The 18161-nt window shown below is 42.8% G+C and carries 16 protein-coding genes and 5 pseudogenes; 11 read left to right on the top strand and 10 right to left on the bottom strand.

The genetic code is table 11. The features are described from left to right. The 5 genes and pseudogenes from ACLFKQ_RS12755 to ACLFKQ_RS12735 form a co-directional block, all read left to right on the top strand. A pseudogene (locus ACLFKQ_RS12755) lies at positions 1-396 on the top strand (IS701 family transposase); the annotation flags it as partial. Next, the gene (locus ACLFKQ_RS12750) at positions 383-1297 is read left to right on the top strand and encodes a sensor histidine kinase (RefSeq protein ID WP_449000165.1); all 915 of its coding nucleotides are present in this window, start codon (positions 383-385) and stop codon (positions 1295-1297) included. The pseudogene ACLFKQ_RS12755 and the gene ACLFKQ_RS12750, both read left to right, overlap by 14 nt. 36 nt (positions 1298-1333) lie before the next feature. Next, on the top strand, positions 1334-1999 hold the full coding sequence (locus ACLFKQ_RS12745) for a response regulator (RefSeq protein WP_449000164.1): 666 nt from the start codon (positions 1334-1336) through the stop codon (positions 1997-1999). Between the two features lie 32 nt (positions 2000-2031). Continuing rightward, entirely contained in the window at positions 2032-3171 is a 1140-nt protein-coding gene (locus tag ACLFKQ_RS12740) for a sensor histidine kinase KdpD (RefSeq protein WP_449000163.1), read from the top strand. A 124-nt stretch (positions 3172-3295) separates the two neighbouring features. Beyond that, positions 3296-3958: a helix-turn-helix domain-containing protein gene (locus tag ACLFKQ_RS12735; RefSeq protein WP_449000162.1), complete on the top strand. Its 663-nt coding sequence runs from the start codon at positions 3296-3298 to the stop codon at positions 3956-3958. On the opposite strand, the gene ACLFKQ_RS12730 is transcribed toward ACLFKQ_RS12735, so the two are convergent. Both ACLFKQ_RS12730 and ACLFKQ_RS12725 read right to left on the bottom strand, forming a co-directional pair. Then, a complete protein-coding gene (locus tag ACLFKQ_RS12730) occupies positions 3959-5665 on the bottom strand; it encodes a CocE/NonD family hydrolase (protein WP_449000161.1) in 1707 nt (568 codons plus the stop codon). 17 nt (positions 5666-5682) lie between these two features. Then, positions 5683-7401 (bottom strand): helicase HerA domain-containing protein, encoded by a 1719-nt coding sequence (locus tag ACLFKQ_RS12725; protein ID WP_449000160.1) that lies wholly within the window; start codon positions 7399-7401, stop codon positions 5683-5685. Between the two features lie 623 nt (positions 7402-8024). Between ACLFKQ_RS12725 and ACLFKQ_RS12720 the strand changes: the two genes are divergently transcribed. Continuing rightward, entirely contained in the window at positions 8025-9617 is a 1593-nt protein-coding gene (locus tag ACLFKQ_RS12720) for an ABC transporter permease (protein ID WP_449000351.1), read from the top strand. A gap of 164 nt (positions 9618-9781) precedes the next feature. Continuing rightward, positions 9782-10039 carry a hypothetical protein gene (locus tag ACLFKQ_RS12715; RefSeq protein WP_448999520.1) on the top strand — a complete coding sequence of 86 codons (258 nt, stop codon included), beginning with the start codon at positions 9782-9784 and terminating at the stop codon, positions 10037-10039. Positions 10040-10061: 22 nt separating this feature from the next. Here the strand turns inward: ACLFKQ_RS12715 and ACLFKQ_RS12710 are convergent, their stop codons facing one another. Then, on the bottom strand, positions 10062-10187 hold the full coding sequence (locus tag ACLFKQ_RS12710) for a hypothetical protein (protein WP_449000159.1): 126 nt from the start codon (positions 10185-10187) through the stop codon (positions 10062-10064). Positions 10188-10237: 50 nt separating this feature from the next. Here ACLFKQ_RS12710 and ACLFKQ_RS12705 point away from each other — a divergent pair. Then, positions 10238-10548, top strand: a pseudogene (locus ACLFKQ_RS12705) (IS4 family transposase); the annotation flags it as partial. Here ACLFKQ_RS12705 and ACLFKQ_RS12700 read toward each other — a convergent pair. Continuing rightward, positions 10532-11878: an FAD-binding oxidoreductase gene (locus ACLFKQ_RS12700; protein WP_449000158.1), complete on the bottom strand. Its 1347-nt coding sequence runs from the start codon at positions 11876-11878 to the stop codon at positions 10532-10534. The pseudogene ACLFKQ_RS12705 and the gene ACLFKQ_RS12700 sit on opposite strands and share 17 nt — an antisense overlap. A 160-nt stretch (positions 11879-12038) precedes the next feature. On the opposite strand from ACLFKQ_RS12700, the pseudogene ACLFKQ_RS12695 reads away from it, so the two are divergent. Then, positions 12039-12732 (top strand): annotated as a pseudogene (locus ACLFKQ_RS12695) (aldo/keto reductase); the annotation flags it as partial. A gap of 19 nt (positions 12733-12751) precedes the next feature. On the opposite strand, the gene ACLFKQ_RS12690 reads toward ACLFKQ_RS12695, so the two are convergent. From ACLFKQ_RS12690 to ACLFKQ_RS12680, 3 genes are all read right to left on the bottom strand, one after another. Continuing rightward, positions 12752-14119, bottom strand: coding sequence for an NAD-dependent succinate-semialdehyde dehydrogenase (locus tag ACLFKQ_RS12690; protein ID WP_449000157.1), 1368 nt, complete (start codon positions 14117-14119; stop codon positions 12752-12754). Between the two features lie 209 nt (positions 14120-14328). Then, positions 14329-14571 carry a hypothetical protein gene (locus ACLFKQ_RS12685; RefSeq protein ID WP_449000156.1) on the bottom strand — a complete coding sequence of 81 codons (243 nt, stop codon included), beginning with the start codon at positions 14569-14571 and terminating at the stop codon, positions 14329-14331. A gap of 31 nt (positions 14572-14602) precedes the next feature. Beyond that, positions 14603-14785 (bottom strand): hypothetical protein, encoded by a 183-nt coding sequence (locus ACLFKQ_RS12680; RefSeq protein ID WP_449000155.1) that lies wholly within the window; start codon positions 14783-14785, stop codon positions 14603-14605. Positions 14786-15251: 466 nt separating this feature from the next. On the opposite strand from ACLFKQ_RS12680, the gene ACLFKQ_RS12675 reads away from it, so the two are divergent. Then, on the top strand, positions 15252-15461 hold the full coding sequence (locus tag ACLFKQ_RS12675) for a tyrosine-type recombinase/integrase (protein ID WP_449000154.1): 210 nt from the start codon (positions 15252-15254) through the stop codon (positions 15459-15461). 758 nt (positions 15462-16219) lie between these two features. Here the strand turns inward: ACLFKQ_RS12675 and ACLFKQ_RS12670 are convergent. Both ACLFKQ_RS12670 and ACLFKQ_RS12665 read right to left on the bottom strand, forming a co-directional pair. Then, positions 16220-16480 carry a hypothetical protein gene (locus ACLFKQ_RS12670; RefSeq protein ID WP_449000153.1) on the bottom strand — a complete coding sequence of 87 codons (261 nt, stop codon included), beginning with the start codon at positions 16478-16480 and terminating at the stop codon, positions 16220-16222. 180 nt (positions 16481-16660) lie between these two features. After that, positions 16661-16861: pseudogene (locus ACLFKQ_RS12665) on the bottom strand (transposase); the annotation flags it as partial. A gap of 94 nt (positions 16862-16955) precedes the next feature. Between ACLFKQ_RS12665 and ACLFKQ_RS12660 the strand changes: the two are divergent. Next, positions 16956-17414: pseudogene (locus ACLFKQ_RS12660) on the top strand (IS4 family transposase); the annotation flags it as partial. 119 nt (positions 17415-17533) lie between these two features. Here ACLFKQ_RS12660 and ACLFKQ_RS12655 read toward each other — a convergent pair. Next, positions 17534-17890 carry a hypothetical protein gene (locus ACLFKQ_RS12655; RefSeq protein ID WP_449000152.1) on the bottom strand — a complete coding sequence of 119 codons (357 nt, stop codon included), beginning with the start codon at positions 17888-17890 and terminating at the stop codon, positions 17534-17536. Between the last annotated feature and the right edge of the window lie 271 nt (positions 17891-18161).

The following is an 18161-nucleotide window of genomic DNA, read 5'->3' as shown; positions in this document are numbered from 1 at the left end:
TTTGAAGATGCTGAAGATATTGACTACTTACTCACAAATGTTGAGGGAGAAATAGTAACCGAGCAATGGATAGTTCAAACTTATGCTCAGAGAAACTGGATAGAAGTTTTCTATCGAGAAGCCAAGGGATGGTTAGGATTAAAAGAGTATCAAGTTAGAGATAAGAAGAGTTTGGAAAGACATTTTATTCTAGTTTTTTGTGCCTATACTTTTATCCTTTGGCATAAGCTTACTGGAGGTTTAAGAAGACGTTGGGCGAACAAACCTTTGGAGACATTTCCTGAAGCATTAGAAGCTTTTCGTACAGGTATATCTTATCGTTTTGTCCAATGGTTGAACCAAAATCGCGACGTATTCGTAGCTTATAAAGCTAGTTTGGGCTTTGTTTGGGCTTGATTTTTGTTTAAGTACCGTTAAGCAAACAGCCGCAACACCTCCGTCATCTCCTTTATCAGAAGACGAATCTATTCTTACTATAAAAAGGTTTAATCAAACCGAGTATTATAAATTTGCCATTACCCCTGTAACTACAGAAGAGAAAACTATGTTGGGTGTAGTTCTTTTACTCCAAATTGTTACCAAAATTCAGAAATTAAACCAACTAAAAAGTGATTTTGTCGCCACAGCTTCCCATGAATTGCGAACACCTCTAACTGAAATGGCAATGAGTATTAATCTTCTCTTAGAAACGACCCAAGAAAAACTCTCAAACAGAGAACAAGAATTGTTAGAAGCAGCTAGTGAAGATGTGCAACGATTGCGAGCTTTGGTCAACGATCTCCTCGATCTTTCTAAAATAGAATCGGGTCGAATTGAAATGGAGTTGACCGCCTTTAAAGTTAATTTTTTACTGGAAAAAGCAGTCACTTTATTAAAGGTGCAAGCCCAAAAAAAAGAGATTAAAATAACTCAGTATTCTTCAGAAAATTTACCTTTAGTCAAGGTAGATCCAAACAAAAGTCTTTGGGTATTGACAAATTTAATTACTAATGCAATACGATATACTGACCCAGGGGGTAAAATTGAAGTTTTTGCCGAACGACGCAGCGATTGGGTCGAGATTTCTGTTGCTGACAATGGTGCAGGAATTCCTTGGGAATATCAAGCAAAAATTTTTGATAAATTTGTTCGAGTACAAACTGACAGAGATCTTGGTGGAAGTGGTTTAGGCTTGGCAATTTGTAAGGAAATTGTCAATGCTCATCAAGGCAGAATTTGGGTAAATTCTACTCCAGGAGAAGGAAGTACGTTCACTTTTACTGTTTCTGTAGTTAAAGATAATCCCGAATCTGCTTGAAAAAATCAGCATAATTTAACCTAAAAAACTATTCGGATGAGTAACGAAAAAATCTTAATTATTGATGATTGGAAAAAAATTTGTTCTATCATGGCTCAGGCTCTCGAACTCTTGGGATATAAAGTGGCGATCGCTGTTAATGGGGAAGAGGGACTAAAACAGTTAGAACAACAGGCATTTGACTTGATTTTGCTCGATCTCAAAATGCCTGAAATGGATGGGTTGACGTTTCTCCAACAAGCAATTCGAATCTATCCTCAAATGAAAATTATTATTATTTCAGCCCATGGAACGGTGGATAATGCAGTAGAAGCGATGAAACTAGGGACGATTGATTTTATCCAAAAACCGTTTACGCCTCAAGAATTACGAGATCTCGTTCGTCGTGTTCTCGATCGCGAAACAATTAGTAGCCAACCAGAATCGGAGTATCGCACCGCTTTTGAGTTGGCAAAATACTTTAAAAATAAAGAACGATTTGAGGAAGCGATCGTGCAGGTAAAACGTGCAATTGGTTTAGATCCATCTCAATCAGAAGCCTTTAACTTGTTGGGAGAGTTACAGGAAAAACTGGGCGATGATACGGAAGCCTTCAAAAATTATCGAATTGCCCTTAATCTCGTCCCTAGCAATCGATCTGCTCGTAATAACTCGATTCGAGTCATGCAATCGCCTCAAAGCCGTCAAACTTGGCTTTATTAAGACTTAAGAGCATTAATAGTTAGCCACTCCGAATGATTAATCAAGACGAATTTAACAGCTCTCAATTTGGTTCTACTTCCTACGAACTGCCAAATCAACAACGAGGCAAACACCGAATGTACATCGGTATGGCTCCAGGAGTCGGAAAAACCTATCGAATGCTCGAAGAAGCGCACGAACTCAAAGAAGAAGGAATTGATGTAGTGGTTGGGTTATTAGAAACCCACGGACGTAAAGAAACCGCAGAAGCGGCTGAAGGATTAGAAATTATTCCCCGCCAACTTATTAAACGGGGCAATATTGCGCTAACAGAAATGGATACCAATGCTATTATTGCCCGCCAACCGCAATTAGTCTTAATCGACGAATTGGCTCACACCAATATCCCTGGTTCGCCCAGAGAAAAGCGGTATCAAAATGTTGAGGCGATCTTGGCAGCAGGAATTGATGTTTTTTCCACGGTTAATATTCAACACTTAGAAAGTCTCAACGATTTAGTTGCTAAAATTACCGGGGTTGTAGTGCGAGAGCGCGTTCCCGACCGCCTGCTCGATGAAGCCGATGAAGTGGTGGTGGTAGATGTCACCCCAGAAGCCTTAGAGGAACGGTTGAAAGAAGGAAAGATTTATGCACCGGAAAAAATCGAACAATCCCTACAAAATTTCTTTCAACGACGCAATTTAATTGCTTTGCGAGAATTGGCACTGCGAGAAGTTGCCGATAACCTCGAAGAAGTTGCCGAATCCGAAACCCCGACAGAAAAGTATTGTAGCGTTCAAGAACGGGTTATGGTCTGTGTTTCCACCTATCCCGATTCTTCCCGATTATTGCGACGAGGCGCACGTTTAGCCAGTCAAATGCGATCGCGCTTGTATGCCTTGTATGTGGCAAATCCCGACCGTTTTCTTACTAAGGATGAGAGTATGTATTTGGAAATGTGCCAACAGTTTTGCCAGGAGTTTGGAGGAGAGTTTATTCGCGTCAATAGCACTAATATTCCCAAAGCGATCGCCGAAACGGCACACCAATATCATATTACTCAGGTGGTACTAGGACAAACCCGCAGGTCTCGCTGGGGCTTATTTTTACGCAGTTCTCCCGTACAAGAGTTATTAAAATATCTCCACGATGTAGATTTACATATTATTGCGACAAATAAAATCTCCGAATAGCAGTTTTGCTAGCAACTAATTTTCTCAGATGAAAACGGACTAAAATAGCAACTTTGTCAAGTGTCACTTGTCAAAAAGGCATTGGTTTTGTAAAGTATTACTTAACAACAAAAAGTATCAAATCTTGAAAAATCGACTAAAAGAACTGAGAAAAACCCGTCAGTGGTCGCAAGCCGATTTAGCTAGAGCTTTAGCTATTAGTCGTCAAGCGGTTAATGGCTTTGAGTCGGGAAAATTTACCCCTAGTTTAGAAATGGCTTTTAAGATTGCCAGACTATTTGATGTCGCTATTGAAGAAGTATTTTTTCAGGAGAAAAGTCCGATGCAGATGCTACTAGAAAACATAACGCAGTGGTTGCCTAAAGGGGAAAGATTTACGGTTAAAGCAATCGAGGCGATCGCCTTAGCGAAGAAAAGGGCGGCATTATCCGAGCGATCGCAAGTCCAACCAGAACACATAGTTTATGGTTTACTAAAAGATCCAACTACTCATGCAGCTCATTTACTGAAAAATCATGGCTTAACTCTAGATATTGAGCCAGGGAACCATATAGAAAAGCCAATTACACCCAAAATCGATAAATTTAGCCCCGAAAGTCAATATATTCTCGAACTAGCATTACACTCAGCCCGACTGGAACAAAGAAAGTATATTGAAACTGAAGATTTACTTTGGGGTTTGCTGCAATTAGTCCAAAGAGGCGATCGCGATTTAGACGATTTATTTAAACGATATGAAGTAGATGTTCGGTCTCTTGCTGATGAACTCAGAAATCTAAATAACTAGCTATTCCGCAAAGTCCGTGTTTTCGGGAACAGAGAGTCGAATTAGAGAAGGATAATCTGCACCGGATTTAACTGTCAGAGTAATTATTTGCATATCGATTAACCGAGTTTCATGAGGTAACTTACCGGTACCTGGGTTAACGGGATAAGCGGGAAAACAAGCCGCACTGATGCTGAGGCGTAAACTATTATTAGGTGCAATATAAATACAGGTAGTCTGTAGGGGAATGGTTATCGGTAGCTGCGGCGAATCTACGCGAATATATCCTTGAGTAAAGTTCATCGCTTTGCCATCGGGATGAACTACAGATAACACTGCACACAGATCGAAACTCGGTGCATCGGCAGTACAGTAAATTTCTACTGTTACTTCTCCTGCAAGTTGCAATCCTGATTCTAAAGGTGCAGAAGTATAGGTAAGCACGTCAGAACGACAGTCCAAACTAGTGCGATCGCCAGAATCACTGGGAAAAACCGAGTGTCCTCCCCAAGCGGGTACTGGTCGCCAAGGATCGTGAACTATAATATCTTCAGTATTGGTAAATTCTGTAACTTCTTCGGTAAAATCGTTAGCTAACACTTCTTGAGGAGAACTAGATTCGGTTTCCGAAGCATATTCCCAAAGCATACCAGCATCTTCTCGCATACTAGCCAAACCGTTACTGGCGAGATAATAGATTTTTTGGCGTTCTGGAAATCGCTCGAACTCTCGCCATTGATTACTACCCATTTCAAACAGACTAATGGGATCTTCCTTCAACATGCCAGTATCTTTGCCTTTAAGAAAATAGTCAAACCAGCGGATCTGTATTGCGTCGATGGGGTTTTGCGCTTCCATGCCATAGTCAACTTTGTTGAGTTTTCTACACCAAGGAAGATGCGCCCAAGGTCCGACAATTAGATGCTGGGGATGTTGGCTTTTAGCTGCCATTGCCCGATACAAATTTAGGGTGCCTCGTAAATAGGGATCGAACCAGCCACCGACGTGCAGCATTGGTAAATCTACATCATCTAGTAAATATTTGGGCGATCGCGCCTGCCAATAGCTTCCAGGTTGGGGATTATGCAACCAGGTATGATAAAAAGAGTCTGGGGCGAGTTCCTGGATAATCTGGGGATTAGCGGGCAGGCGCTCCTTCAATGGTAAATTACTGGCAGCATTAGCCAAACGTACGTAAGCCGATTCATCTCCTTTAAGCCGTGCCCTTTCTGCCGCCAGTTGGACTGCCCAGGCGAGATTGGCATACAGACAAAAAGCTCCATTTTCATATGCCCAATCCCTATACAAATCATAAGCTACCATTGCTGGCGCGATTGCTCTTAAAGCTGGTGGTTTATTGGCAGCGGCATATAGCTGAGTCATTCCCTGATAGGAAAAGCCATACATTCCCACTTCGCCAGTACTATTAGCTAAACCAGATACCCAGTCAATGGTATCTAACCCGTCTGCTACTTCGTGAGTAAAGAGATCGAATTTTCCTTCAGAGGTTCCCCTGCCTCTAACATCCTGAATCACTACGATATATCCCTGGGCTGCATACCAACGAGGATGAGCGTAAACTACCGTTGAGGCGATTGCTCTACCGTAGGGCTGTCTCATCAATAAGATCGGCAATTTTTCTCTAGTATCAGGACGATAGATATCTGCATCCAACCTCACGCGATCGCGAGTATACATCGATGCAGTTTCTTTACTAACTTCAATCATTGCTGATATTACTTCCTCTAAAATCCCAAATCGGCTTTGGCAATTTCTGCGGCGGCATACACTTCTTCGTTAGACATTTCTTCCCAGTCTGGTTCGCCAATTTCGCTGTAGAATTGACTATCGTAAGGGCGAGTGCGGACTACCACTGGCATGGGTACGGCATGACCGAGAACTAAAGCCTGCTGTTTGGAGTCGAGTTTTGCCAGCACCGATCGCAGTCCGTTGGCACCAGAAACACCTGTAAAGATGGCATCGATATCTTTTTCGTCATTGAGCAAGCAGGTGATGCGCGTACCTACCTGGGACATAACTTCATTATCTATTCCCGAAGGTCGCTGATCGACTACCAGTAAAGTAACGAAATATTTGCGCATTTCTCTAGCAATGGTGCCAAAGATAGTTTGGTGGACGACTGCCGAATCGAGAAAGCGGTGTGCTTCTTCGATAGTAATTACCAATTGGCGGGGTTTATCTAAAGGATTTTTGGTTTGCAAAAAGCGATCGGCTTTTTTGACGTAGCTGCCATGGATACGGCGCGTAATCATGTTAGTCGCCAACATATAGGAAAGCAGATTCGATTGCGAGCCAAATTCGACAATGACATTTTTTCCTGCATCTAAAGCCTGAATGAGACGATCTATGTAGTTATGAGGACAAGCAGAGCGAATGTATTTTAAACTATCAAACCGCATGAGTTTGCGTTGCAATGACATTAATGAACCTGGATGTCCCTGTTTGGATTCGCAAAACAGTTTAATATCTTCATTAGTCATGTTGAGCAACCGCACGATCCACTGCTTGCCGTATTCATTGTGCAGAATTACCGCATTATCTATGGCAGCCTCAGAAAGTCCCAATTCTCTGGCAACCAACTTTAAGTCTTCAATTTCAATTTGATCGTAACTGAGATATAGCTCCTGTGCGTCCCGTACTCCCCGACGTTTGGTAGATTCGGGATCGAGAGTGTACATTTCTACCTGTCCTGGAAATAGCTGACGCAGTCCTTTAACGGTGCTGACCTGCTTGCCTTCTTTCATCGCTTCCCAGCCGTATTCGGAGTGCATATCAAACATCAGGTTGACAGCGGCATCTTTGCGAATAATCCCAGAAATTAACAGGCGAGTTAAAAATGATTTACCCGTACCAGATTTACCAAAAATTCCGTTACTGCGTTCGACAAAACGATCTAAGTCGATGCAGACGGGAACGTCCATATCTAAAGGTCGTCCGATAGAAAAGTTGCGGCGATAGGGATCGTCTTCCCAACCAAAGACGCTGCGAAAGTCTGTTTCTGAGGCTTCATAGACTTGACTGAAGTGAGCGGGAATGGTTTTTACCGGCAGTAATTCTAGTTCGGTGCTGGTTTGGGCTTCAAAGGAGGCGAGGTTGGTATTTTTAGGAGTATCGATCGGTAAACTGGCTTTATCTCTAGCTGTAGCAGTGGGGGTAAACATCAGCATCGGTGCGAGTTCGATCGTGCCGTAAGTGCCGCTTCCTGCCAAGACATCGCGCATAAAAGTATCTTCGATCGCCGGCGGATTGGCGATGATACGAGCGCTTGCTGCCCCCAAAGCCACATCGGTCAATAAACAAAAGAAACGCGATCGCGCTCCTTGAACTACCAAAAATTTGCCGACACGCATATCTTCTACGGAAACGTCTGGATGCAGCCTTACTTCCAAACCTTTGGTCAAAGAACCTTGAATGACCGAACCTAGAGGTATCTCGGAATTCATACCTTATTTCTTCCTCGCTGGCGATGTCTGAATTGTAAATATTTTGTAATTGCTACGTACAAGTTACTAAATTTTTTAAATTCGGCAGTATCCCTAAATTAAGCGAATATTCGTAAAATATCAATCTAATTTAGGTAGTAGCGATCGAGATCGCAGGTAGACTTACTCAGCTGCTTTACACTTTCTTTATAGAAAACCACTAAGTCAGTACTCGCTCGCAAAATGTCGTAATTCATAGCTTTTTAGTTCTCTAAATTATCGATTATTCGATCGTTCCGAACTCCAAATTCTTAGCAAACAAATTACTATCAATTATGAAAGTACGATTGGCTCACTCTATATTTATAACTATTGGTATTATCAATTTCTATTTGATGCCTGCCCAAACTATTGACAGCACATTGACGAGGCTTCAGGCAGCCGCTACCCAACATTGTTACAGGTTTTCTTGGGTAAGTATTTTGTGTTGGGATTTTTAGCAGTCGGTACAACTATAATTTCCGATAGAATAGACTATTGAAATCGCTGAATTTAGCTCTGTTCTAAAGAATTAGTTGAAAAAGCCGATTGCCAATTCCAAATTTACCACGAGTTTTTTGCCCGACGGTTGGACGATCGCCGTGATGGCAATTGCTCTAATCATTGCTACCCCGATAATTTTTGTTTTTAGCAGTGTTTTTACCGATTCCGAGACCATCTGGCAGCACTTAGCTAAGACAGTTTTAGCAGATTATATAACTAATTCTTTGTGGCTAATGCTGTTAGTCGGACTGGGGGTACTGATTATCGGTGTTGGTACGGCATGGTTGGTAACTATGTGTCGTTTCTGGGGCAGTGGTTGGTTAGAGTGGGCACTGTTATTACCTCTCGCCGCACCAGCCTATCTTTTGGCTTATGCTTACACCAATATGCTGGACTATTTTGGTCCCGTTCAGACCCAGTTACGGGCTATTTTTGGTTGGACTAGCGTTCGAGATTATTGGTTTCCCAATATTCGTTCTCTCTGGGGTGCGGCAGTAATGTTACTGTTAGTGCTTTATCCCTACGTTTATTTACTAGCACGGGTGGCATTTTTAGAACAATCGGTTTGTACCTTAGAAGCAACGCGATCGCTTGGCTGTAATCCCTGGCGTGGCTTCGTTAAAGTCGCTCTGCCTTTAGCCAGACCGGCAATTATGGCGGGTTTAGCTTTAGCTTTAATGGAAACTCTCAACGACTTGGGTACGGTAGAGTACTTTGGAGTCACTACTTTCACTACGGGGATCTATCGTACTTGGTTGGGTATGGGAGAACGGGCTGCCGCTGCCCAGTTAGCAGCTTTATTGATGGTGTTTATCTTGGTGCTAATCGTCATCGAACGTCAATCGCGATCGCAGGCTAAGTACTATAGCATTAATTCTCAGCAGCAATTAGTTAAATATCGGCTAAATTTCTGGCGGGGAACGCTCGCGGCTTTGGCCTGCTTTATCCCCATTGCCCTAGGATTTTTAATTCCCGCATTGTATTTACTTCAGCTAACTTTAAATAATTTAGAGACTACTTTCGATGACGATTTTTGGCAGCTAGCCAGTCATAGTTTAATCTTGGCAATTATTACTGGAGCGATCGCGGTCGTGATTTCTTTAGTTCTGGCTTACGGACAAAGATTGCAACCCAACTGGATGATGCGATCGGCGGTTAGAGTTGCGGCGATGGGCTATGCTATTCCCGGTTCGGTAATCGCAGTAGGTGTTTTAATTCCCGTAGCTCGATTGGATAATCTTCTCGACAGCTGGATGCGGGCTAACTTTGGTATTTCTACGGGTTTATTGTTGTCAGGAACCATCTTCGCCCTAGTTTTTGCTTATTTAGTTCGCTTTTTAGCAGTGGCTTTCGGTTCGGTGGAATCGAGTTTGAATAAAATCTCACCAAATTTAGACGATGCCTCCCGCAGTCTCGGTTATGGAACCACTAGTACTTTATGGAAAATTCATACTCCTTTAATGACTGGTGGTTTGTTAACTGCGGCAATGTTGGTTTTCGTGGACGTAATGAAAGAACTCCCCGCTACTCTGGTGATTCGTCCTTTCAATTTTGACACCTTGGCAATTAGAGTCTATCAATATGCTTCGGACGAGCGATTAACAGAAGCAGCAGCACCAGCCCTAGCGATCGTGATAGTAGGAATTATTCCCGTGATTTTTTTAAGTTGGAGAATTAGTCATTCTCGTCAGTAATTTTCCAGTTACCGCCAATGCTGATAGATGGTTGTTAAACAGAGGAATTAATAATAATAGCTATCACAATACCTTCGCCCAATGAAGAGCCAAATTTTGGTGTGAAGTCAACAGGGCTTTTGTAGGAAACTAGGTTTACTCCTAAACGAAGTTCCGCAAAGCCCATGGCAGAAATTCTAACACTCCTAAGCTGTCTGAGTTTTGAACTCAACAACACCAGCCAGAAGCATCTCGGTTGCATTATTCAAGCAATGTTAGTGTTAGGGATGAGTGGTCGGGTAACAATGCTGGGGATAGCCCGATGGGCGGGAAAAGGAGGGAGTTATCAAACCATTCAAAGATGTTTCTACAGTCCCCAGAACTGGCCGACCTTAATGTGGGTGTTTTTTCGCACCCATTGTTTTTGTCCTCAGGAAAAGTAGGCGATCGCAGGAGATGAAGTGGTTACGACCAAATCAGGTCATAAGACCTATAGGGTAGATTGGTTTTTTCGAGTTTGGCACAGCGTCCCGTTAAAGCTGCTCCCTCAGAGTCTTCATCGGGGACTAAGGGCAAGCGAGGTCGTCCCACAGGCTCCAAGAACAAGGATAAAACGCAGGTCAACCTTTCTCGTGAACTGTGACCTCTACTCTTTGAGGTTCCAAATTGAATTTGATTTCCGTGACGCCAAACAATTCTGGGGGTTGGAGGATTTTATGAATATATCTCCCAAACCGCCATAACTAATGCCGTGAATCTAGCCTTCTTCACGATCAATCTCTCCGGTCAGCTCTTACGTGACTTTCGAGGAGCTCGCCATCCACAGTTTAGTATCTTGGACTTGAAGGCTTGCTATAGAGCCTTCAAATATGTTGACGAGGTCATTAAATTACTTCGGCAACAACTAGAGCCTATTTTAATCTCTCGCATCACCTTCAAAATTTCTCCTTGATGGTATAGCCACGCATCTTGCCAGGGTTTAACAAACCATAGGGATCGATTTTTTGCTTGAAAGCAACTTTTTTGGGGTCAATTTGCTTGTTACCCCCCTCTTCTATGGTATAAACATGAGGATTGGCGATAAATGCACCATGTTCCTCGCGATCGCGAATAATTTCATTTAGTCTTGCTTCGCTAGTGTAGCGAATTAACTGTAGGCCAGCAGGAACGGCTTTACCTCCAGCACGAAGGAATTCTAGGTGCAGCATGATTTCGTCATCGGCTTTAGCATAGGCTCGTTTCACTCTTTCTAAAGTGAAATAGAATGTCTGCAAATATGTCAGGTTAGGATCTTGTTTGCGGGCGAGCAAGGTGGTATGATTCCAGGTATATTCCAGTAAGCTGGTACTTTTGCTGGCTTCAGCAGCGGTTTTACTATAGGTTATTTCTCCTGGATATTCTCGTACCAAATCCGTAAAGGCTGCATAGTCGTACTCCGACACCATTAGTAAGGCACAGTGCTTTCCTCGGGGAAGATAATCTTGCAGCGAAGTAAAGTAAGTGGGTATGGGTGCACTATGAATGCTGACTAGTTTTTTCACGATACCACCGCTATCGCTTAAAGCTTGTCCGAATTTAGCAGCAGTCATAAATTCATCGAAGACAACGATCGCTTCTTGCCAGGGATATGCAGGGGCGAGGGGAATTTCTAGTTCGGTAATGATGCCAGTAGTGCCATAGGCGTGAAGCACCTTACTTACCTCATCGCCCTTTAGTTCTAAAACTCGTGGTTCTTCTTCCATCGTCACCAAGTGCACTCGCCGTAAATTGCCGCGATCGCTTATTTGTCCGTAGTTAATCGAACCCATTCCCACGCTACCGCCACCGATAAAGCCACCGATAGTTGCAGTGCGATAGGTAGAAGGTGCCATGCGCAACTCCCAACCAATTTCTCTTGCTTGTTTGTCAAAAGCTGCCATTTTCACGCCAGGTTGAACGCAGGCAATTCCAGGCTTCAACCAGAGAACTCGATTCATTTTGCTAACGTCGAGAATTATGCCGCCATTGAGGGGAATACATTGACCATAATTGCCCGTTCCCGCACCTCTAACCGTTAGGGGAACTCGATGTCGGACACAGGTTTTGGCTACCTGAATTATTTCGGCTTCGTTAGTGGGAAAAACTGCTAAATCTCCCCGTTTAGCTTGCAGTTGCTCGAATAAGATTGGACTGAAGTGATAGTAGTCTAAAGATAGTTTGCTCAAGCGATCGCGATCTCTAGTAGTTTCAATTCCCTCTAGTTCTGAGGCGATCGCCTGCCAGTTAACTTCGGTTGTAGTCATAGGTTTCAGTAAATAATTTTATTTATTATTACTTAATTGGATTTTGAGTTCGCTACGTTAAGTGTCACTTCATAGTGTTTTATATTCGAGTTACGTTTATAAAATTTTCCAAATAATGTCTTAATACCCTTAAACCGTGGCAAACCACTCTAAATCATTCGATCAAGTCTTTCTCATGACCAAAATCGATGGACGCACTAAAGAACTAGCCGCCAAGCAAATCGATGAATCTCTCAAACGACTGAAAACAGATCGCGTCGATTTGCTACAGTTTCACGAAATAATTCGACTAGAAGATCCCGATCGCATCTTTGCCGAAGAAGGAGCGATCGCGGCTTTTTTGGAGGCTAAGCAAGCAGGTAAAACCCGTTATATTGGCTTTACCGGACATAAAGTCCCTGGTTCATCTACGAATGCTAGAAATTGCCAAACAGCATGGCTTTGAGTTCGATGCGGTACAGATGCCCTTGAATGTGCTGGATGCTCATTTTCATAGTTTTCAGCATCATGTTTTACCCGTACTAAGCGAACAGAGGATCGGAGTGTTGGATATGAAGTCGATGGGAGATGGACATATTCTTAAAAGTAAGGTAGTCACACCGCTCGAATGCCTGCACTACTCGCTAAATTTGCCCATCTCTGTCGTAATTACAGGTATCGACAGCATGGCAATACTCGACCAGGCGATCGAGGCTGCGGACACCTTCAAACCCATGACTAGCGAGGAGCTTACCGCACTATTGGCACGTACGGCAGAGGTGGCAGCGAAAGGAGGTTATGAACCTTTTAAAACAGATAATCTGTTTGATGCCACTGCTTCTAATCCAAAATGGTTGGGTTTACCTGCCGCCTAATTATATGAAATCTAACGATTCATTTAATCCATACGGTTTTGATATTGACAAATTCGTGAATACCTTGGCTACTCAACTCTCGACCAAAACCAGAGCGTTTGATACCGCCAAAAGGCAGACGAGGATCCGACTTAACTAAACCATTGATAAATACCGAACCAGCTTCTAAATCTTTAATTAGGCGATCGCGTTCTTCTGGTTGGTTAGTCCAGGCACTCGCTCCCAGTCCAAAGGGAATATGATTGGCAAGGGCGATCGCTTCATCGATGTTTTTAACCCGAAATAGCATTGCTACGGGACCAAAAAATTCTTCCTGAGCGACGGCTGAGTCTGGAGCGATATCGCTCAAGATGGTTGGTAAATAAAAGTTACCAGAACTATCTTTTAAAGCTTTACCGCCTATTAATACCTTCGCACCCCCATCGACCGCTCTTTGCACCTGATCTTCTAGATCGGACAAAATCGATTTAGTAGCTAGAGGACCGATATCGGTATCTTCCTGCATCGGATCGCCCACTTTAAGAGCTTTAAACCGTTCGATAAATAGCTTCTCAAATTTATCGGCGATCGCTTCTGCCACGATAAAACGTTTGGCAGCAATGCAAGATTGACCGTTGTTCAACATCCTTGCCCGAATGCCAGTGTTAACCGCAGCTTCAAGATCGGCAGATTCTAGGACTACAAAGGGATCGCTACCGCCCAACTCTAATACTACTTTCTTAATTTGTTTGCCTGCCACCGCTGCTAAAGCCGCTCCCGCAGGTTCGCTACCGGTAAGAGTCGCTGCCTTGACGCGAGCGTCTTGAATAATCCCTTCGACTTTGTCGGCACCGATTAGTAGAGTTTGAAATACTCCTTCCGGGAAACCTGCCTGCTGAAAAATCTCGGCGATCTCCAGGGCACACTGAGGCACGTTAGAGGCGTGTTTGAGAATGCCCACATTGCCTGCCATCAGGGAGGGAGCGGCAAAGCGGAATACCTGCCAAAAGGGGAAGTTCCAGGGCATCACCGCTAAAATTATACCCAATGGCTGATAGGAAATATAGCTCTCACTCGCATCAGTAGTAATTGGAACGTCGGCGAGAAACTCTGAGGCTTTCTCTGCATAGTAGCGACATACCTTAGCGCATTTTTCAGCCTCAGCGATCGCCGCTTGCAAGGGTTTGCCCATTTCCGTGGTCATAATACGGGCAAATTTCAGCTTGTCTTTTTCCAAAATATCTGCCGCGCGCTCCATCCACTGGCTTCTTTGCTCGAAGGTAGTTTGGCGATATTTTTCAAACGCTGCTGCAGCCAAATAGAGTTTGGTTTCAATTTCTTTTTCCGTTAAGGGGTCAAAAGTTTTTAAAGTTTCTCCTGTAGTTGGATTAATTGTTGCAATGCTCATGATGTCTGCCCCCCGATGATTGGCGATTGGCACTTAATATATATTTCTAGGCTAGTTGAAATAAACTGCAATTAATCTATTTTGTTGGGAAAGTATAAATCTCCCTAGATTTACTAGTGATTAGGGCGTGTTTTCACACTATAACCATAACAAAATAGAAGCAATCGTAATCATCGCGGCATAGTTGGCAGCCAAATTCTAATTACTTATTACCCATTACTCGAACAACGGAAAAAATAATTTTTCCACGGTAAATTTCGGGTCGTGCAGAGATTGCGGTCGCCAATCCACAACTCACCTGCTTTGACTGCCTCTAACACCTCTGGCAACAGGGAACGCTCTTGGGCGTGACCATCCTCACAAGGGAAAATATCAGTGGCTAGCCCCAGTGCCGGGTTAAGCACAACTAAGGATTTCCCAGGTAAAGAACCGGCTCGGATGTTGCGCAGCACTGACCAATGATGCTCTGTGGCTCCGAGACCATTACCCGATACGAATTTTGACTCGATATCCTGGCAATAGCTCTGGCTGTTCAACCCCTAACTGATGAATAATAGTAGCAAGCTCAATAGCCGTGGATTTAACTAAAGCTTTACTGACACTCGGTTCTAGACGATTGAGTTTGCCATAGACAGCCGATTTAGAAACGTCCAGGTCGTCGGCCATCGCTTTATAAACTGATCCAATACTCTGACGGACGCTACAAACTACCTAAATCATCATGTTGACCAAAGTAGAGAAAATCAACTGTCTAGTGTAGCCTGTTTGGGCGGTTTTTTCAAATAACTCATCCAGTTTTGATTCAGCCAGAACCACTTCCATGAGGGTTCTAACAATGACAGTGACTGGACTCTTTTCGACAAAGCGTGGTCATAATGGGACTGAGCCACATGGGGGGAAACTCCTGTTTGACTTGAGACCTTGATGAGAGCAGCTCTCAATAACCCTCTTAATAATCTGAGAAAAAGGGGCTCGGATTTTGGACTGTTTACCCGTGGTTGAAGCCGAAAAATGGCACTTTTTTCGTCTCGACTCTATCTTTTTGAGGTTTTGGTTAGAAACTCAGACAATTGTCCAACCCACTTTTTAATTCTTATTAGTCATTAAACCATACTGAGCATAACTTTCAGGTTTGATTAACTTAACCTTGACTGGGCTGGGGATTAATCCTCATACTTCGGCTCACTGGCTGCGTCATGCCCATGCCTGTCATAGTTTGAATAATGGTGCGGGAATCGATTTGTTGATGAAGTCTTTAGGGCATAGTTCCCTGGCGGTTACTTCGAGATACCTGCACGTGCAACCGAGTGAGTGTACCAGTAAGTTTATTGAGTTGGAATAGGGAGGGCGATCGCGACTTTTGAGGCACTCCCAGAAATTGACCGATGGTTAGAGTGATTCCGAATTGAGTAACTTGTCTGATTTTTCATAGTCTTAGTCTCCGTTTAATGTTGAGTAGTTAAATTAGTTTTAAATGTCGTTTCCTTGTTAGGGAGTGCCCCGCTAATCACGGGGTTTTATTCTTTAAAATAGCTAAAGATGAGCAATCTACTCGTAATCAAAAAAAATCAAAAATTGTGTCAAAGAAGCTACAGAAAAAAATTGGACTTTAACGAATAATCTTTAAAGAGAAGTCCGTGAGCCTTGAGTATTTAGTAACCAACCAATAGAATTAGTCGAATTACCTGCTTGACTCTACTTCAGGCAGGTTTCACTGTTTGAGAATTGACCAGTCAAAAGGAAGCTCCAGACAATTTAGAGCTTCCTCGATCTCTTTTACACTCGCTTGTAAAAATTATACTAACATCACAAAACGAGCCAAAAAGTTCAAAGATTAGAAATTCTCATCTTGTTTTACTGCCGATAATTTCTAAAAACTATCACTACCGCTATGACCTAAATTTATCAATGGTAGTGGCGGTTTTTTAGTCGCCTAAAGTTTTAATTATCTTATGGGTCTAGGCTAACTTCTTACTGCTTTTTTCATCACCAATTAGTTGCCTAAGCTCCCTCACTGCTTCATTCCTCTCAATCTCAACATCAACAATCAGCTCGGTCATGCGATCACCCTACTTCCCACCTCTAATATCCAGTGTCACCTCAGCAGTAATTGACCTTTCGTTCTGCCCCAATATCTTCACCCTTCTTAACTTTCCCGCGATATGGTGAATAAACACTGGTCAATTGCTCCAATTCCTCATCTACTTTATCTAACTGAGTTTGTAGTGAGTTAATCTGTTCCTGCTGCTTCTGCAATGAGGTTTGATAGTCGGATACTTTGAGCGAATGTTCGTACTGCTGCTTCTGGTAGTTAAGTTTAGCCTCATCCAGTGCTGCGATCGCTGATGATATCTCTGACATTAATTCTCTGTCCTTCCTCTACCTTCAAGTCTAACAGTGGGCTTAATACTAGGGTGATGGTGTGGCGATTGCGTTTATATGATGTTTGTTGTTCAGTGACTGTTGAGTTTGCCTGTAGGTCGGTATTTTGGCATTGAGGAAAGCATAAGCACCAATGCCTAGAAGTAACCTCAGTTCGGGTTAAGCAGATTGAGGTAAAAGCCAGTCTAGGTGAAGACTAGGTTTTTTAGGTTGATGGCAATAAGCAATCAATCCGCAGAGAAGATTTACGCAGAAGTTAACAGGCGCTCGATGGCCAGAGTGTTCAATCTGTGAGATATTTTTCAGTTGGTCATTAATAGTTTCAATAATCGATCGCTGACGAGATAACAGCTTGTCATGAAGCTTAGTACGGGACAAAAAATTGAAGGAGGGGTTGCAAAAAGAGATAGGAAAAGGGTTTTATAGAAAGTTACCACACTAACAATAAAACCCTATGAACGAGATTAGCTTACTTCGTAATACATTAAAACCCCTCTTGGGATGGCATGGAGCGCGACTAAGTTTTCTGGCTTTGTTTCTTATTGCTCTGCTGCGGGTAAAAACGATTAATTTAGCAGAAATAGCGACGGGATTTAGAAATCAAGCCAAAATAAACTCCAACTACAAGCGGTTGCAGAGATTCTTTAAAGATTACGACCTAGAATATGCGGTGATAGCAAGAGTGATTGTGACTTTGATGGACATCCCTGAGCCATGGATTCTCAGTTTAGACCGAACCGAGTGGTCGTTTGGACAAATTCGCTTTAACATCCTGATGCTAGCGGTGGTTCATCAAGGAGTGGCTTATCCTCTGATGTGGGAGTTCTTAGCCAAGAAAGGCAACTCAAACAGTGAAGAACGAATCGATTTATTGGGTAGATTCTCTCAAGAATTTCCCGATGTGGAAATTGCCAAAGTACTCCACCTTTCAGATTGCTGTGTAGTACTCAAACTAGGTAAAGTCCAATGTAATCGTTGTTTGGCAAATCTATACCAATGGTCAACACCAAAACGGCGAGCATATTGACGAAGTCAGAGGAGTTGCGGGAGCTTGCATCCCGCAAAGCTCTGACTCCAGATATCTTCTAACTCCAAAAATTGCTCTCCAACCCAAACTAACCACAAACAACGACGTTTTTTACCTGAAACTGATGCATTGAGCCTTTCTACTTTGATTAAGCTCAACTCGTCATCACTGGCAGTCCGAAAATGTAAACCATCCCACTGGCTAATTTTGAGCTTGCCTAATTTCGGGTCATCTATTTCTACTGTGGAATTTGCATCCCAGCAACTATTAGGGTCGTTAATCTTAAACTTTTTCTCGTGTTTTTTAGGTCTACCCATTCCTGAATAGAGGTGAAACAGAAAATTCTGCCAAACAACTGGCATTTCTCGTCGTCATTACACTATCGATTAATTCAAATGTTGCATCATGAGCTTTTCCTCGCATTGAATAGGTGTCTTGACGGAATGTTTTTAATCGGTCATATTTCATTTTAGGGAGAGTTTGAATTCTATTGCTCAAATTATTCTCTCCCTATTTGTCCTTCCTTTTTTCTCTGTTTTCTTCTCTCTTCTTTCAATTAGTCTAAACTACAGTTTAGAGAAACAAGCGTAAAATTTTAGTTAAGCTGAGTTTGACAGAGACTCAAAACCTTAT

This window comes from Myxosarcina sp. GI1(2024), from assembly GCF_053543375.1.
Note: the sequence above shows the minus strand (reverse complement) of the source record. Positions and strands in the feature narration are given on the sequence as shown.

Coding starts and splice junctions, on each gene's coding strand:
- ACLFKQ_RS12720 (WP_449000351.1), top strand. CDS start 8,025: ATGGCAATTGCTCTAATCATTGCTACCCCGATAATTTTTGTTTTTAGC.
- ACLFKQ_RS12655 (WP_449000152.1), bottom strand. CDS start 17,890: ATGCCAGTTGTTTGGCAGAATTTTCTGTTTCACCTCTATTCAGGAATG.
- ACLFKQ_RS12715 (WP_448999520.1), top strand. CDS start 9,782: ATGGCAGAAATTCTAACACTCCTAAGCTGTCTGAGTTTTGAACTCAAC.
- ACLFKQ_RS12670 (WP_449000153.1), bottom strand. CDS start 16,480: ATGTCAGAGATATCATCAGCGATCGCAGCACTGGATGAGGCTAAACTT.
- ACLFKQ_RS12680 (WP_449000155.1), bottom strand. CDS start 14,785: ATGGCCGACGACCTGGACGTTTCTAAATCGGCTGTCTATGGCAAACTC.
- ACLFKQ_RS12700 (WP_449000158.1), bottom strand. CDS start 11,878: ATGACTACAACCGAAGTTAACTGGCAGGCGATCGCCTCAGAACTAGAG.
- ACLFKQ_RS12740 (WP_449000163.1), top strand. CDS start 2,032: ATGATTAATCAAGACGAATTTAACAGCTCTCAATTTGGTTCTACTTCC.
- ACLFKQ_RS12690 (WP_449000157.1), bottom strand. CDS start 14,119: ATGAGCATTGCAACAATTAATCCAACTACAGGAGAAACTTTAAAAACT.
- ACLFKQ_RS12730 (WP_449000161.1), bottom strand. CDS start 5,665: ATGATTGAAGTTAGTAAAGAAACTGCATCGATGTATACTCGCGATCGC.
- ACLFKQ_RS12725 (WP_449000160.1), bottom strand. CDS start 7,401: ATGAATTCCGAGATACCTCTAGGTTCGGTCATTCAAGGTTCTTTGACC.
- ACLFKQ_RS12745 (WP_449000164.1), top strand. CDS start 1,334: ATGAGTAACGAAAAAATCTTAATTATTGATGATTGGAAAAAAATTTGT.